8 protein-coding genes and 4 pseudogenes are annotated in these 14,837 nt (G+C 69.5%); 7 read left to right on the top strand and 5 right to left on the bottom strand.

What is annotated here, in order from left to right; translation table 11 throughout:
• Positions 1-2: 2 nt before the first annotated feature.
• A pseudogene (locus tag WQO_RS35560) lies at positions 3-931 on the top strand (terpene synthase family protein); the annotation flags it as partial.
• A 3-nt stretch (positions 932-934) separates the two neighbouring features.
• Positions 935-1,633: pseudogene (locus tag WQO_RS35555) on the top strand (SAM-dependent methyltransferase); the annotation flags it as partial.
• A gap of 240 nt (positions 1,634-1,873) precedes the next feature.
• On the opposite strand, the gene WQO_RS36525 reads toward WQO_RS35555, so the two are convergent.
• Complete coding sequence (locus WQO_RS36525; RefSeq protein WP_010063798.1) at positions 1,874-2,032, bottom strand: hypothetical protein; 159 nt, start codon at positions 2,030-2,032, stop codon at positions 1,874-1,876.
• A 471-nt stretch (positions 2,033-2,503) separates the two neighbouring features.
• Here WQO_RS36525 and snpA point away from each other — a divergent pair, with 471 nt between their 5' ends.
• Positions 2,504-3,160: a snapalysin gene (snpA, locus tag WQO_RS00475; RefSeq protein ID WP_058953816.1), complete on the top strand. Its 657-nt coding sequence runs from the start codon at positions 2,504-2,506 to the stop codon at positions 3,158-3,160.
• 425 nt (positions 3,161-3,585) lie between these two features.
• On the opposite strand, the pseudogene WQO_RS00470 reads toward snpA, so the two are convergent.
• Positions 3,586-5,343, bottom strand: a pseudogene (locus WQO_RS00470) (ThuA domain-containing protein).
• Entirely contained in the window at positions 5,340-8,177 is a 2,838-nt protein-coding gene (locus tag WQO_RS00465) for a PQQ-dependent sugar dehydrogenase (RefSeq protein WP_010063801.1), read from the bottom strand. Before WQO_RS00465 ends, WQO_RS00470 begins: the two are co-directional and overlap by 4 nt.
• 552 nt (positions 8,178-8,729) lie before the next feature.
• Here WQO_RS00465 and WQO_RS00460 point away from each other — a divergent pair.
• On the top strand, positions 8,730-9,998 hold the full coding sequence (locus WQO_RS00460) for an RICIN domain-containing protein (protein WP_010063803.1): 1,269 nt from the start codon (positions 8,730-8,732) through the stop codon (positions 9,996-9,998).
• 312 nt (positions 9,999-10,310) lie between these two features.
• Here WQO_RS00460 and WQO_RS00455 read toward each other — a convergent pair whose 3' ends face one another.
• Complete coding sequence (locus WQO_RS00455) at positions 10,311-10,541, bottom strand: hypothetical protein (RefSeq protein ID WP_010063804.1); 231 nt, start codon at positions 10,539-10,541, stop codon at positions 10,311-10,313.
• Between the two features lie 573 nt (positions 10,542-11,114).
• On the opposite strand from WQO_RS00455, the gene WQO_RS00450 reads away from it, so the two are divergent.
• Positions 11,115-11,465 (top strand): PRC-barrel domain-containing protein, encoded by a 351-nt coding sequence (locus WQO_RS00450; RefSeq protein WP_010063805.1) that lies wholly within the window; start codon positions 11,115-11,117, stop codon positions 11,463-11,465.
• A 468-nt stretch (positions 11,466-11,933) separates the two neighbouring features.
• Here WQO_RS00450 and WQO_RS00440 read toward each other — a convergent pair whose 3' ends face one another.
• Positions 11,934-12,704: a response regulator gene (locus WQO_RS00440; protein ID WP_029182646.1), complete on the bottom strand. Its 771-nt coding sequence runs from the start codon at positions 12,702-12,704 to the stop codon at positions 11,934-11,936.
• 112 nt (positions 12,705-12,816) lie between these two features.
• Between WQO_RS00440 and WQO_RS00435 the strand changes: the two genes are divergently transcribed.
• Entirely contained in the window at positions 12,817-14,424 is a 1,608-nt protein-coding gene (locus tag WQO_RS00435; RefSeq protein ID WP_029182647.1) for a sensor histidine kinase, read from the top strand.
• A gap of 176 nt (positions 14,425-14,600) precedes the next feature.
• A pseudogene (locus WQO_RS37345) lies at positions 14,601-14,722 on the top strand (HNH endonuclease); the annotation flags it as partial.
• Positions 14,723-14,837: the final 115 nt, after the last annotated feature.

Here is a 14,837-nt window from a genome sequence, read left to right as displayed (position 1 = left end):
CGGCGCCGCCGTCGGCGCATTCTCCGGCGCGCACACACTGCCGACCCTGCCGGCCAGCCTCCCCTCCGGTCCGTCACCGACCGCTCTGCCGCCGACGGCCGCTCCATCGGCGACCGGCTCGCCCGGGCCGAGCGGCGGGCTGGAGCGGCTGCTGCGCGGCCCTCACGGCCTGGGCACGGCCGGTCTGCGGCTGACTCCCCGCGAGGAGCCTCCCGCGCCGGTGGCCGCGGAGAAGGGCCGACCGATCCCGGGCCTGTACCACCACCCGGTCCCCGAGCCCGACCCGGGGCGCGTCGACGAGGTCAGCCGCAGGATCAAGGCCTGGGCGCTGGACGAGGTCTCCCTGTATCCCGAGGAGTGGGAGGAGCAGTTCGACGGCTTCTCCGTGGGCCGCTACATGGTCGGATGCCATCCGGACGCGCCCACCGTCGACCACCTGATGCTCGCCACCCGCCTCATGGTCGCCGAGAACGCTGTGGACGACTGCTACTGCGAGGACCACGGCGGATCACCCATCGGCCTCGGCGAGCGGCTTCTGCTCGCGCACACCGCACTCGACCCCCTGTACACCGTGGGGGAGTACCAGCCGGACTGGGCGGCTTCCCTCCACGCGGACGCCCCCCGGCGCGCCTACCGCTCCGCCATGGACTACTTCGCCCGCGCGGCAGGGCCCTCCCAGGCGGACCGGCTCCGCCACGACATGGCGCGACTCCACCTGGGGTATCTCGCCGAAGCGGCCTGGGCCCAGCAGGATCAGGTCCCGGAAGTCTGGGAGTACCTGGCGATGCGCCAGTTCAACAACTTCCGCCCCTGCCCCACCATCACCGACACCGTCGGCGGCTACGAACTCCCCGCCGACCTGCACGCCCAGCCCGACCTTCAGAAGGTCATCGCCCTGGCCTCCAACGCCACGACGATCGTGAACGACCTCTCGCTCGGCGGCCCGCAGGACAGGGAGAGCGAGAACAAGCTGATCGCCGAGCTCCACCGGCTGGAGTCGGCGCAGGCCGATGTCCTCCTGGGGCACCTCGGTGACATCGGCCGCGGTGACACCCTGGTGGACGCGGGCTGCGGCCGCGGCGGCTCGATGGTGATGGCGCACCAGCGTTTCGGCTGCTCGGTGGAGGGCGTGACCCTGTCGGCCAAGCAGGCCGACTTCGCCAATGGGCGCGCCGCTGAACTGGGCATCGAGGACCACGTCCGCGCCACGGTCTGCAACATGCTCTCCACGCCCTTCGCGACCGGCTCCGCCGCGGCCTCGTGGAACAACGAGTCGAGCATGTACGTGGACCTGGACGACCTCTTCGCCGAGCACTCCCGCGTCCTGAAGGTCGGCGGCCGCTACGTGACCATCACCGGCTGCTGGAACCCGCGCTACGGCCAGCCGTCCAAGTGGGTCTCGCAGATCAACGCGCACTTCGAGTGCAACATCCATTCGCGCCGCGAGTACCTGCGCGCCATGGCCGACAACCGCCTCGTGCCGCAGGCCGTCATCGACCTCACCCCCGACACCCTGCCCTACTGGGAGCTGCGGGCCACGTCCTCACTGGTCACGGGGATCGAGGACGCGTTCATCAACTCCTACCGGGACGGATCCTTCCAGTACGTCCTCATCGCGGCCGACCGCGTCTGACGGCGCCCCTGCCCAAGGCCGGTCGGCACCGGGGAGTCTCCCGGTGCCGACCGGCCATGCTCGGCGGGGGCGCGGTGCGTGCACTGGTCGGCGGGTGTCGGTCATCGGCCCGGTCGGGCCCAGGGGTCCACCGACGGCTTGAGGCCGAACCTCCGGTTCAGCGGCGCCACCATCTGTCCGGTCTCCTGGGGGGGACCGGACCGTTCTACCGTCCTTCGGAACCGAATCCAGGACCCTTGATCAGGCCCGCAGGGGCCTGGTGAGCAGTTCGGCCATCAGCCTGGACCGGGGGATCATGCGGACAACCTCCACGTATTCGTCCTCGGCCTGAGCTCCCGCGTCCACCGCTCCCAGCCCCTCCAGCGTCGGACAGCCCGCGGCCGCAGCGCAGTCGAGCACGCCGGGCCCCCGCGATGGCCGTGGCCACCGACCACGGCCCGGCTTCCAGCGAGCCCCTCACCCACACTGTGTCGTGGTCCCCCTCCAGCAGCACCCATGCGTGCCGAAGGCCCAGGGCAGATGGGTCACTTCGTCGATCGCGATGCTCTTGAGAGCCGTCCCCAACAGTTTCGTTGCCAGGGCGCCGACCACCTCGGCGCTCCGGGCGAGCACGGCGTGGTCGGCCGAGTGGGACTCGCGCAGCGCACCAGCGTCCCCAGGTCGGCGGGGGTCGCGGACAGCGGTCCCCGACTCTCCCGAATCAACTTCTCTGCTCCGCCGCGGCGGGTGATAGGGCGGTGCGATCGCGAGTTGGCATCATCCCCGGCAGGTGTCTGCGCCTTCACACTCTCCCCGTACCGCCCCGCGCCCCGTCCGCTGAGCGGACAAACCCCAGGACGCGGGTTCATCGGACAGTAGGAGAAATCCCCCATGAAACACATCTCGACCGCCACAGCCCGCGCCCTTGCCGGCCTCGCGCTCGTTTCTGCGCTGGGTGCGGCTCCTGCGGTCTCCGCCGCTCCTGCTCCTGCCCTCTCCACGCCCGCCAGCATTGCCGCCTACGACGGGTCGGGCGAGAACGCCGCCGCGAACCGGGCGTTCTTCGACGCGGTCATGAAGTCGGCCGCCGAGAAGCGGGCCGCCAACCCGGGGGCTCAGGCCGTCACCGTCACCTACAGCGCCGCCTCTGCCCCCAGCTTCCGCACTCAGATAGCCAACAGCACCCGCATCTGGAACAGCTCGGTCTCCAACGTCCGGCTCCAGGAGGGCTCCAGAGCGGACTTCACGTACCGCGAGGGCAATGACCCGCGCGGTTCGTACGCCTCGACCGACGGACACGGCCGGGGCTTCATCTTTCTGGACTACCGGCAGAACCAGCAGTACAACTCGACCCGCGTCACCACACACGAGACCGGGCACGTGCTGGGTCTGCCGGACACCTACTCCGGCCCGTGCAGCCAGCTGATGTCCGGTGGCGGTCCCGGCCCGTCCTGCACCAATGCGCAGCCGGACGCCAGAGAGCGGGCCCGCGTGAACCAGCTCTGGCAGAACGGCTTCGCGGCAGCGCTCGCCGGGCCCGCCTCCTGACCGGCCAAGCCGGCAGACCGACCGGCGCGAGCTGACTGCTTCACCTGCACGAGCGGGGGCCGTTCCGGACGCGGAACGGCCCCCCCGCGGAGCCCAGTGCGAACGAGGGGTGTCATCGGCCCGGCGGCTTTCGCACACGCTGCTGAGCAGAACCACGGCGGTACCACCGACTCCCGCCGGGTCCCGCTCCACCTGTGCGTGCAGGGTGCCGGCGCCGCCGCGCAGCCGGAAGCCGGCGGCCGGTTCGTGATCGCCGTGCCCGTCATCGTCTGACGAACGCCCGCACGGCAGGAAGCAGGGCCCGGGGGTCGAAGAACGGCGGCGGTGCGTTTCGGCGTTGCGCCCCGCCGCCGTCACCGGCCCCGTGTGGCGGCCGGTCCCGGGGTCACCGCCTCCCGCGGCGGCCCCGGAGTCGGGAGGGCGGCTCAGCCGGGGAGCGCCCACTTCTGGTTGGCACCGGTGTGGCAGGTCCACAGGTGAAGCTTGGTGCCGTCCACCGAGGAGACCCCGGAGGCGTCCAGGCACTTGCCGGACGCCGGGTTCTTCACCGTTCCGTCGGCCTGCGGCGCCCACTTCTGGGCGCCCGTGCCGTTGCACCCGTACAGCTGGATCTTGGTCCCGTCGGCCGTTCCCGCACCGCTGATGTCCAGGCACTTGCCGAGTGCTCGCAGCGTGTCGTCCGTGCCGACCGACCAGTTCTGGCGGGCCGTCCGGTTGCACGTCCACAGCTGGATCTGCGTACCGTCGGCGCTCGACCCGCCTGCGACGTCGACGCACTTGCCGCCGATGCCGGTGACGGCGCCTTCCCGGGGTCCGGTCGCGCCGCCGAGCTCCTTGATGCGGATGTTGCGGAAGGAGACGTCGTCGCCCTCGCCGTGGTTCTGCAGGCCGATGTGCCCCTGCTGGAGGCTGCGGGCCGGGTCGGTGTTGGTGAAGTCGTTGATCTTGCGGCCGTTGAGGAAGAGCTGGAGGCGCTCGCCCTCGACCCGGATCTCATACGTGTTCCATTCGCCCGGCGGATTGAGGGCCGCGTCCCGGGCGGCGAGGTCGGCGGACTTGAACCCGTAGACGGAGCCGGTGGTGCGGTCGGGGCTGTCGGTGGCGTCGATCTGTATCTCGTACCCGTTGTTCACGGCCGACCACGGGTCGTCGGAGGCCGGGAAGCCCACGAAGACACCGGAGTTGTCGTCACCGGCCTGGCGCCAGTCGAGCTTCAGGGAGTAGGACCTGTACTCCTTCGCCTGGTACCAGAACAGGCCGAGGCCGCCCCGGGAGGTCAGGGTGGTGTCGGTGTCGGCGAAGGAGCCCGGACCGGCCTGCTTCCAGCCAGTGGTCCCGGAGGAGCCGAAGAGGGGGGTGTAGCCGGTCTCCGGGCGGCAGTCGGCCTCCGTCATCTCCGCGGCCCATCGGATGCCGCCGAGCAGATGGCGGCGGAAGACGGGGTCGGCGTAGGAGTCCTCGGTGTGGCCGCCGCCGGTGTAGAAGGCGCGCCCTCCTTCGTAGTCCTTGCACCAGGCGATGGGGTGGTCGCCGCCCATGGTGCCGCCGCTGTAGGTGGACTCGTCGAGCGAGGCCAGGACGTGGGCCGACGCGCGGGGGTTGGTGCGGTAGTCGTACCACTCGTCGGTCCGCTGCCAGGTGGAGCCGAGGTGGGCGGTGGCGTCGTGGGCGCGGTCCTCCACCTTCACGGTCGCCGGCTGGATGTGCGGGTGGGACTTGAACAGGGCGCCGGCCAGGCCGTTCTACCAGGTCCAGTCGTACTCGGTGTCGGCCGCCGCGTGGATGCCGACGTAGCCGCCGCCCGACTGGATGTATCCCTCGAAGGCCCTCTGCTGGGCGGTGTTGAGGACGTCTCCGGTGGTGGAGAGGAAGACGACGGCCTCGTAGCCGCCGAGGTTGGCGGGAGTGAAGGCGGCGGCGTCCTCGGTCGCGGTGACGGTGAAGTTGTTGGCTGTGCCCAGCTGGCGCAGGGCGGTGATGCCTTCGTCGATGGAGGAGTGGCGGAAGCCGGTGGTCTTGGAGAAGACCAGCACGTCGTACGCGGGGTCCGCGGCCACCGCCGCCGCGCGGACGGGGGCGGCCGCAGCCGGTTCGACGGCGGTGGAGACCGCCGTGGGCAGGACGGCGGCGCCCAGCAGGCCGCAGGCGGCCCAGCAGGCGAGACGGGTGAGTCGTCGGCTCATGTCAGGGTCCACTTCTGGTTGGCGCCGGTGTGGCAGGTCCACAGGTGGAGCTTGGTGCCGTCCGCCGAGGCGGCTCCGGAAGCGTCCAGGCACTTGCCGGAGGCCGGGTTCTTCACTGTTCCGTCGGCCTGTGCCACCCACTTCTGGGCGCCCGTGCCGTTGCACCCGTAGAGCTGGATCTTCGTGCCGTCAGCCGCACCGGCACCGCTGATGTCCAGGCACTTGCCGAGCGCCCGCAGCGTGTCGTCGGTGCCCGCTGTCCACTTCTGGGCGGCGCTCCGGTTGCAGGTCCACAGCTGGATCTGCGTCCCGTCGGCGCTCGCTCCGCCGGCGGGCTCCGCGCACTTTCCGCCGATGCCCTTGAGCTCGCGGCCGGGTGCGGTGGCCCCACTGGTGGTGAAGGTGAAGTCGTCGAGGTCGAAGAGGGAGCCGCTGCCGCCCTTGAAGACGAGGAACAGGGTGGTGGTGCCCGCGGGGCGGTTGGTCAGGTCCGCGCTCACGTCCCGGAAGGTGTCCCAGCCTCCGGTGACGGGGACCGCCGCCGAGCCGAGCAGGGTGCCGGTGGGCGAGCCGGCCCGTACCTCCAGCGTGCCTCCCGCGCCGCCTGAGGAGACCCGGGCGGTCAGCTTGGTGGCGTTGCCGAGGATGTACGGGGTGAAGGAGATCCAGTCGTTGTTGTCGATGTAGCCGACCGTCTTGCCGCCGTTCGCCGTGGTCTTGTCGACGATCTGGACGCCGGCGGAGCCGCCGAAGTGCTCGGCCTGCCGCTTGCTGCCCTGGCTGACGTTCTGGTCGTGCGTGGTCAGGGCGGGCTGCCCGCCCGCCCCCTTGTCGGTGTACTCGGCGTCCCAGACGCCGAAGATGTTCGCGTTGGGGTCGTGCTCTCCGTCGGCGATGGTCTGTACGGTGCCGGAGCAGCCGGTGGCGGAGGTCTGCGGGTGGCCGTGGCTGTCGTGGCCGATGATGAAGGTGACCTTCACCTTCGAGCAGTCGATCGTGCCGTCCTCGGGGTCGGTGACGGTGACCGTGAAGGGTACGGCGGCGCCCGGGTCGATGATGGAGCCGTCGGCGGGCAGGTTGAGGGTGACGGTGGGCGCGGTGTTGCCGACGGTGATGACGACGGAGGCGGTCGCGGTCTTGCCGGTGCCGTCGGAGACGGTCAGTTCGGCGGTGTAGCGGCCGTTGGCGGTATAGGTGTGCGAGGGGTTCGCGGCGGTGGCGGTGGCCCCGTCACCGAACTTCCAGGCGTACGTGAGCGGGTCGCCGTCGGGGTCGGAGGTCCCGGCCGAGGAGAACGCCACCGCGAGGGGAGCCTGGCCCGAGGTGCGGTCGGCGGTGGCCTTGGCGAGCGGGGCGCGGCCGTCGGTCACGTACTCGATGCGGTAGACCGCGCTGTTGGCGTCCCCGTTGAAGTAGCCGGTGCCGTAGTCGAGCACGTACAGGGCGCCGTCCGGGCCGAAGGCCATGTCCATGACCTGGGTGCCCTGCCAGGGAAACGCGTTGATCGACTGAACGGCGCCGTCGGAGCCCTGCTCGATGCGCTTGATCCACCGCCGGCCGAACTCGCCGGCGAAGTAGTCGCCGTCGTAACTCTGCGGGAACTTGACCGTGGAAGTCGATGCCGCGTCGTAGCGGTAGACGGGCCCGCCCATGGGTGACTCGGAGCCGCCGCCGAATTCGGGGACGGAACCCCCGTCGTACGGTATCCAGGCGGGCTGGGCCGGGGGCAGGTCGGTCAGGCCGGTGTTGTTCGGCGAGGTGTTCTTCGGTGCGGTGCAGGAGAAGGCGGCGCCCGATGTGGAGGTGGCGAAGTTGTAGTCCACGTAGGGGCTGTTGTTGCCGACGCAGTAGGGCCAGCCGTAGTTGCCGGCCTTGGTGATGCGGTTGAACTCGACCTGTCCGGCGGGTCCGCGTCCGGCGTTCGCCGTGCCCGCGTCGGGGCCGTAGTCGCCGAGGTAGACGGTTCCGGTGGGCTTGTCGACGCTCATCCGGAAGGGGTTGCGGAAGCCCATGGCGTAGATCTCCGGCCTGGTCCTCGCGGTTCCGGGCGCGAAGAGGTTGCCGGACGGGATGGTGTAGCTCCCGTCGGCGGCGACCTTGATCCGCAGGACCTTGCCCCGCAGGTCGTTGGTGTTGCCGGAGGAGCGCTGGGCGTCGTACGCGGGGTTGCGGTTGGCGCGCTCGTCTATGGGGGTGTAGCCGTCGGACGCGAAGGGGTTGCTGTCGTCGCCGGTGGAGAGGTACAGGTTGCCCTGGGCGTCGAAGTCGATGTCACCGCCGACGTGGCAGCACAGACCGCGGCTCGCGGGGACGTCGAGGACCTTCTTCTCGCTGGCGGTGTCGAGTGTGCCGTCGGTCCTGAGGGAGAACCGTGACAGCCGGTTGACTCCGTCGAAGGGGGCGAAGTCCGTCGCGGAGCCGGTAGCGGGAGCGTCACCGGCGGGGGTGGTCAGCTTAGGCGCGTAGTAGAGGTAGACGAAGCGGTTGGTGGTGAACCCGGGGTCCACGCCCACGCCCTGGAGGCCCTCCTCGTCATGCGAGTAGACGTCCAGTTTCCCGGCGACCTTGGTGGTCCCGGCGGCGTCGGTGAGGCGCAGGGTGCCGTCCCGTGAGGTGTGCAGGACGGACCGGTCGGGCAGGACGGCGAGGGTCATGGGCTCGCCGGTCTCGGCCACCCCCTTGGCGAGGGTGACCTGCTGGAACTCGTCGGCCGTGGCGCCGGCCACGCGTTCGGGGGCCGCCGCGGCGGGTCTCTGCTGGGCGGTCAGGGCGCCCGCGGCGGCGAGCAAGGTGCAGGCGAGCGCCGCGAGGGGTCTGGTCAGTCTCCTGTGCACGCGCATCCTCCGTGTGATGACGGGGTGAGGTCTGGAGCACAGGCGCGCGCCGTCGCGCCGCGGACACGGGTGTCCCTAAGGGAGGAAGGGGCATCCGGTCCTTTGCCGTTCGGTACAGAGCAGGAAGGTAATGGCTTTTCCACTGACCAGAAAGCCCTTTGACGTACCTGGCCACATCTTTCTCTACTAGGGGGACAAAGTTGCTGGCCGGGCTTATGGCCGAGCTCCGCAGGCGGGGCCGGTCGGCGGCTCCCCGAAGCCGTGACTCCGGCACCGCGAATCGACCATGGAGCCGCCCCCTTGCCGCCGGGGGGGAGACCAACCTGACCTGCGGAGAAGGGAATTGGTCCAGACGAACACCTTGACGGACTTCCGGCGCGCTCCTTAAATCGGTATCGCCAACTGTTGAACACCGCCTCCCCCCGGGATCCCCGGATCACTTCATTTCGTGTTCGTACGTGACGGTCGGCGCACCTCGTTCTGTCATGCACGCGTCACTCAGCTGATCCCCGCTCTCCTCCCCGCACCCCCACGAAAGCGATGTGATGCCCCGTGCGCACCCCTTGGCGCCACAGATCCCTCCCCTGGCTGGCAGCGGCCGCCGTTCTCTCTCTCGCCTCCCTCAGCCCGACCGCCGTGCAGGCCGCCCCCGCCCCGGCGCCGGTATCCGCCGACGCCACCCCCCTCGCGGTGACCTTCGACGAGAACTTCGACGGACCGGCCGGCTCCGGCGTCAACGGCTCCAGGTGGCAGCTGGAGACCGGCGACAACGTCAACAACCACGAGCGGCAGTACTACACCTCGGGCACGAACAACGCCGCGCTCGACGGTCAGGGCAACCTCGTCATCACGGCGAAGAGGGAGAACCCGGCCAACTACAACTGCTGGTACGGCCGGTGCGAGTACACCTCGGCCCGGCTCAACACGGCCGGGAAGTTCACCGCCCAATACGGGCGCGTCGAGGCCCGCATGAAGATCCCGCGCGGCCAGGGCATCTGGCCCGCCTTCTGGATGCTCGGCAACGACATGGGCAACATCGGCTGGCCCGCCGCGGGCGAGATCGACATCATGGAGAACGTCGGCTTCGAGCCGGGCACCGTGCACGGCACGCTCCACGGACCGGGCTACTCCGGCTCCGGCGGTATCGGCGCGGGATACACCCTGCCGGGCGGCGCGGCCTTCGCGGACAACTTCCACACCTTCGCCATCGACTGGAGCCCCAACTCCATCAGGTGGTCGGTGGACGGGAACGTCTACCAGACCCGCACCCCCGCCGACCTCGGCGGCCGGCAGTGGGTCTTCAACAAGCCGTTCTTCATGATCCTGAACCTCGCGGTCGGCGGCTACTGGCCCGGCGACCCCGACGGTTCCACCCGCTTCCCGCAGCAGCTCGTCGTGGACTACGTGCGCGTGAGCACCGACGGCGGCACCAACCCGCCGGCCGGACGGACCATCCGGGGCATCGGCGGGAAGTGCCTCGACGTGGCGGGCGCCAGCTCCGCCAACGGCACAGCCGTGCAGCTCTACGACTGCAACGGCACCGCCGCCCAGCAGTGGGACGTACGCTCCGACGGCACCGTCCGAGCCCTCGGCAAATGCCTCGACGTGACCGGCAACAGCACCGCGAACGGGGCACCGCTCCAACTCTGGGACTGCAGTGCCGGCCCGAACCAGCGGTGGATCGTCACCGGCGCCCGGGACATGGTGAACCCCCAGGCGGACAAGTGCGTGGACGCCACCGGCAACTCCTCGGCCAACGGCACCCGCGCCCAGCTGTGGACCTGCACCGGGGCCGCCAACCAGAAGTGGACGCTCGTCTGACCAGCCCCACCGCACCTCCGGTGAACGGCCCCTGTACGGGCTGACCACGGGACGCACCACGTACGCGCCCGGGACCGCGAGCACGGTTCCGGGCGCGTGCATGAAGGTGTGCCGGGAGCTCGGAGCGGCTTGTGATCCGCGCCGACGTGGCACCGGTATCAGGCTGTGCTGTGGGGTGAGTGGGGAAGACCTGGTCCAGGCCGACGATGAGCTGTCCGCCGGGGGCATGAGTGAAGGGCCCGTGCCGGCGGCGCAGGCCCTTCACTGTCATCTCGAACTATGCGGTTGTGTGCGTGCGTTCGGTTGCCGTGGTCAGCGGACGATCCAGCCGCGCTCGGCGTCGAAGTAGGCTGCCTGTCCCTTGACGGTGGTGATCCCGTAGGGGCCGCCCAGGTTCTGGTACTCCCCGATGGCCCAGCCGGCCTCGATGCCCGCGTGGCCGGCACCGGTGTGGCCGTTCTCCCCGTTCGCCGAGGCCGGGGCTGCGGCGACGAAGCCGGCTGCGGCGACAGCTGCCAGGGTGATCGCGATGCGACGGATCATGAACGCTCTCCTTCGTGTCATGGGCATATGCCTACGACGTCATTTTGACCACAGGGCCCGTCGGACGGCGCACGCGGCACGCACGGAGCGCCGCACAGAGAACCTGATCGGCTGAATGCGGGATCGCCCTGCTCGTTGCCGTGCGCCTGGCCCCTGCTCCCGCATGGTCGTCGTAGGCATCTGAGGGCCACGGGTCTCAGCCATCCCTCCAAGCGGCTCAAGGGCCTTCCGCCACAAGGGATTCTTCGGGAACTCCTGCCCCAACGGGCTGTCCGCGCGGCACGCAGCCGTAGGGCGACCACCTCCGGTGGAACGACATGAGCCGACGGAGTCGGTACGCCACCGCGGTGCCGCAGGAGAGCGACCCCAAAGGTGCCCCGGCGGTGAAGGTTGGGGTGCGAGACGTCCGCTCAGGGGATCTGGAGGCGGTCGGCAGGTCGCTCTGAACTCAGTCATCCGCTCCGTGGCGCCGCATCGGTTCCGCAATTCGCTACCGGGGAATCCAGGGGCCATGATCCATGCTGGTGCGGGCACGAGGTGGCGTAACACCTGCCCCTGAGATGAAGGAGCGCCATGTTCGAGGCGGAGAATATTCGTGATTGGCGGGACCACGACGTTGTGGACGCCGAGGGAAGCAAGATCGGCTCTCTGGAGTCCGTCTATGTCGACACCGCGACCGACCAGCCTGCTTTCGCAGGCGTGATCATCGGGCTTCCGACGCGCAAGCGGATCACGTTCGTCCCGTTGAACAAGGCCGTGGTGGCTCCCTCGTACCTGAAGGTGGCCTGGCCGAAGCAATTGGTGAAGGACGCCCCTTCCATCGACACCGATGGGGAACTCCTGGCTGAGGAGGAGCAGGCTGTCTTCGCCCATTACAAGCTGGAGTACGGCTCCGGGCCCGGTCGACGGCTCGCCCGGCGCTGAGCGGCACGCTGCCGCCGAAGGCAGAAGGGTGGTCCGCCGCCGCTCCGGCTGTCCGAATGTTGCTGGGCATACCCACAGCCCGGTGGGACCAGCGTTCAGCAAGGGCACAGGGGACGACCTGGTCCCCCTCCGGAGTATCCGGAACGAGCGGCCCGTCCATAGGGCTTTCGCTTACGGCGAGTTCACGTCGTTCGCGATCCCCTGCACCATCGGAGAGATCAGGCGCTTCCCCGCATGCTCCGTGAGCACGTGCTGGACAAGCGGCCGTGTCGTCGAGGCGACGTGGGGGACCCGCTGGATCCGCGGCCAAGAAGTGAAAGCGCTGGAGGCCGCGGACGAGGCGCTCGGGGCAGCGCCGGTCGTCCATGGCGCAGTGCTCGCGGAGGAACTCGGGGTTCCGGGCGACCTCGTCGAGGTCGCCCGGAACAACGTCCCCGTCCTTCCGGGCCCTCGTGCCACGAAGTCGGCTTACGGGCGGGGCCGGGTGGCGGTGTCGAGGTAGAAGGCGTCGATGCTCTGCACGGCCTGCTCGAACTCGTCGAGGTTGACGGGCTTGGTCACATAGGCGTTGGCGTGGCTGGTGTACGCGCCGTTGACGTCGTCCGGGGCGGTGGATGTGGTGAGGATGACCACCGGGATGGCCTGCAGCCCCTCGTCGGTCTTGAGGACCTTCAGGAGCTCGTGCCCGTTCATGCGGGGCATGTTGAGGTCGAGGACGATGAGGTCGGGACGAGCTGTGTCGGGGGACCGAAGGTGCTCCAGGGCGGCGACTCCGTCGGTGACCTGGACCAGGTTGCGGGTCCCGCGCTCGGAGAGGGCCTCTTCGATGAGCATGGCGTCGGCGATGTCGTCCTCGACGAGCAGGACGTCGCAGGGGCGGGAGGAAGTGGTCATCGTCGGATGCTCCGTGGGTTTTTCGTTCGAGTGGTGGAAGAGCCCGGGCCAGCGGCGGCGAGCGCCTTGGCGGGTCATGTCGCAGGCAGCGCCGATCTGCGGGTAGCCGGCACCCGCACGGGCGGCGTTCGTGGCCGCCTCCCGCTGAAGTCGTTCCGTGGCCTGCTGCAACTGGTCCAGCACATGGAGCAGGGTCAATGCGTAGGCCGAGTCATCGACTGCGGGGGGCTCCGGGGTTTCCTGAAGCTGACGGGCAAGGTGATGCGCCAGATCGCTGACTCTCGCGTCCGCAAGTGCGGCTGTCTCCTGAGGGGTGGTCCGCAAAGCGAAGTTCTTGCCCGGCATACCCGGCACTGTAGGCCCCAGAACAGCCCGGCGACAACATTTGTTGTCGCGGGGTCTAGAGTGTGCTGGCCGCATTCCACGAGGGCGGCTTCCCCAGCGAGGAGCGCTCAGGATGACCGGCGATGCACAGCAACCGCCCACCCGAAGACTGACCTCATGGACGACCCGGCGCTGGCTTCGCGTAGGAGTCGCCTCGTCCTTGGTCGTGCTGACCACGCTCGGCCTGACGGGCGCCTGGATCATGGGGCGGAGCCAGTCGATCAGCAACAACCTCACGGACGTCCGCTCGCCCTCCCTGTCCACCGCCTTCCGCCTGGAAACAGCCCTGGTCAACCAGGAGACCGGCATTCGCGGCTATGGCCTGACCGGTGCAGCGGAGTTCCTGGCCCCCTACCGGCAGGGGCTCGCAGACCAGAAGACGCACACCCGGTCGCTGCGAGCACTGCTCAACGGCGACCCCGCCCGGCTGAACGATCTCGAAGCGGTGCAGGTAGCCGTGGACAGGTGGCAGGAGGCAGTCGCCAAGCCCGTCGCTGCCGTACCGGCTGGCTCCCCCTCCGGGCCGGCCGCCGAGCGGGTCGCCGGTGGTAAAGCGACCTTCGACAGAATTCGCGTCGCCCTGGAGAGTCAACAGGAGAGACTGCGCGCGGACCGCCTTCGGGCCAGAGCGGATCTGCAGTCCACGGTGACCCTGCGGAACTGGGTGTTCGGCGCCATCGCGCTGCTCATCGTCGCCCTGGCCGCTCTCGTCTTCGAGGGGCTGCGCCGCGGCATCAACAGGCCCCTGGAAGATCTGGGCGCCGACGTCCGCGTCATCGCCGCGGGCGACTTCGACCACCCCATCACTCCGACCGGCCCGGCCGACCTGCGGCGCCTGAGCGGTGAGGTCGAATCCATGCGCCGGCGCCTGGTACGGGAACTGGCCTTCACCGAGGAGGCGCGGCTGCGGCTGGACGCGCAGGCCGCGGATCTCCATCGCTCCAACGCCGAGCTGGAACAGTTCGCGTACGTGGCCTCCCACGACCTCCAGGAACCGTTGCGCAAGGTGTCGAGCTTCACCCAGCTCCTGCAGCGCCGCTACGGCGGTCAGCTCGACGAGCGGGCGGACCAGTACATCGACTTCGCTGTCGACGGCGCGAACCGTATGCAGACCCTCATCAGCGATCTGCTCAACTTCTCCCGCGTGGGCCGGGTCCACCACGCCCACCAGAGTGTCGACCTGGACAAGACGGTTGAGGAGACCCTGTCGGCGTTGAGCGTGGCCGTCGAGGAGACGGGGGCGGTGATCACTTGCGATTCCTTGCCGACGCTGGTCGCCGACCCCAGCCAGATGACCATGCTCTGGCAGAACCTGATCGGCAACGCCGTCAAGTTCCGTCGCCAGGGCGAGACCCCGCGGATCCACATCACGGCGGCCCAGGAAGGCGGGCTGTGGCGGTTCACCGTCACTGACAACGGCATCGGTATCCCGCCCGAGTACGCCGAGAAGATCTTCGTCATCTTCCAGCGACTCCACACCAAGGACACCTACTCCGGCAGCGGCATCGGCCTGGCGATGTGCAAGAAGATCGTCGAGTTCCACGCCGGCACCATCGCCGTCGACCCGGACTACCGCGACGGTGCTCGCATCACCTTCACCCTGGCCCCCGAACCGCCCCAGATTCCCGGCTCCTCGGCGATGCCCGACGACACGCGGGCAGAGGCTGTGCCGGCCCGGTGATCGCTACTGCACTTCGAGCTACCGGAGGCTCCCGCTGCAACCCAAGATGCCGCTGGCCCTAGGCGAACTGTGCACCCGGTTGCCGCGGTCAGCGGATGATCCCGTTTCGGCCGAAGTTGCGTCGTGCCGCCGGGCGATGTGACCCTGCGCGGCTTCAGACGCTGGGTGACCAGGTCGGTTGCAAGCTGACCGGCGGCACCTGGACGTCGTTCTCGACGGCCAGGAGTTCACCAGCGCCGGCTCCCTGGACATCGACCACATGGTGGCGCTCGCCGATGAGGGGGACTCCAGGGTGTCGGGCCCGGACTGTCAGTGCCGGCTCGTACCGTCGAACTACCACACTGTTTCGCAGAGTTAACAGACTCCCCGGCTGTGCCGGGAGAGAGTGGCTGAGCATCGCCGACACCATCTGG

The organism is Streptomyces globisporus C-1027 (assembly GCF_000261345.2).
Lineage (GTDB): Bacteria > Actinomycetota > Actinomycetes > Streptomycetales > Streptomycetaceae > Streptomyces > Streptomyces pakalii.
The sequence above is the reverse complement of the archived record's forward strand: the minus strand, read 5'-3'. Positions and strand labels throughout refer to the sequence as shown.

Excerpts from the sequence above, each read along its gene's own strand:
- WQO_RS00450 (WP_010063805.1), top strand. The coding sequence starts at position 11,115 with ATGTTCGAGGCGGAGAATATTCGTGATTGGCGGGACCACGACGTTGTG.
- WQO_RS00435 (WP_029182647.1), top strand. The coding sequence starts at position 12,817 with ATGACCGGCGATGCACAGCAACCGCCCACCCGAAGACTGACCTCATGG.
- snpA (WP_058953816.1), top strand. The coding sequence starts at position 2,504 with ATGAAACACATCTCGACCGCCACAGCCCGCGCCCTTGCCGGCCTCGCG.
- WQO_RS00455 (WP_010063804.1), bottom strand. The coding sequence starts at position 10,541 with ATGATCCGTCGCATCGCGATCACCCTGGCAGCTGTCGCCGCAGCCGGC.
- WQO_RS00440 (WP_029182646.1), bottom strand. The coding sequence starts at position 12,704 with ATGCCGGGCAAGAACTTCGCTTTGCGGACCACCCCTCAGGAGACAGCC.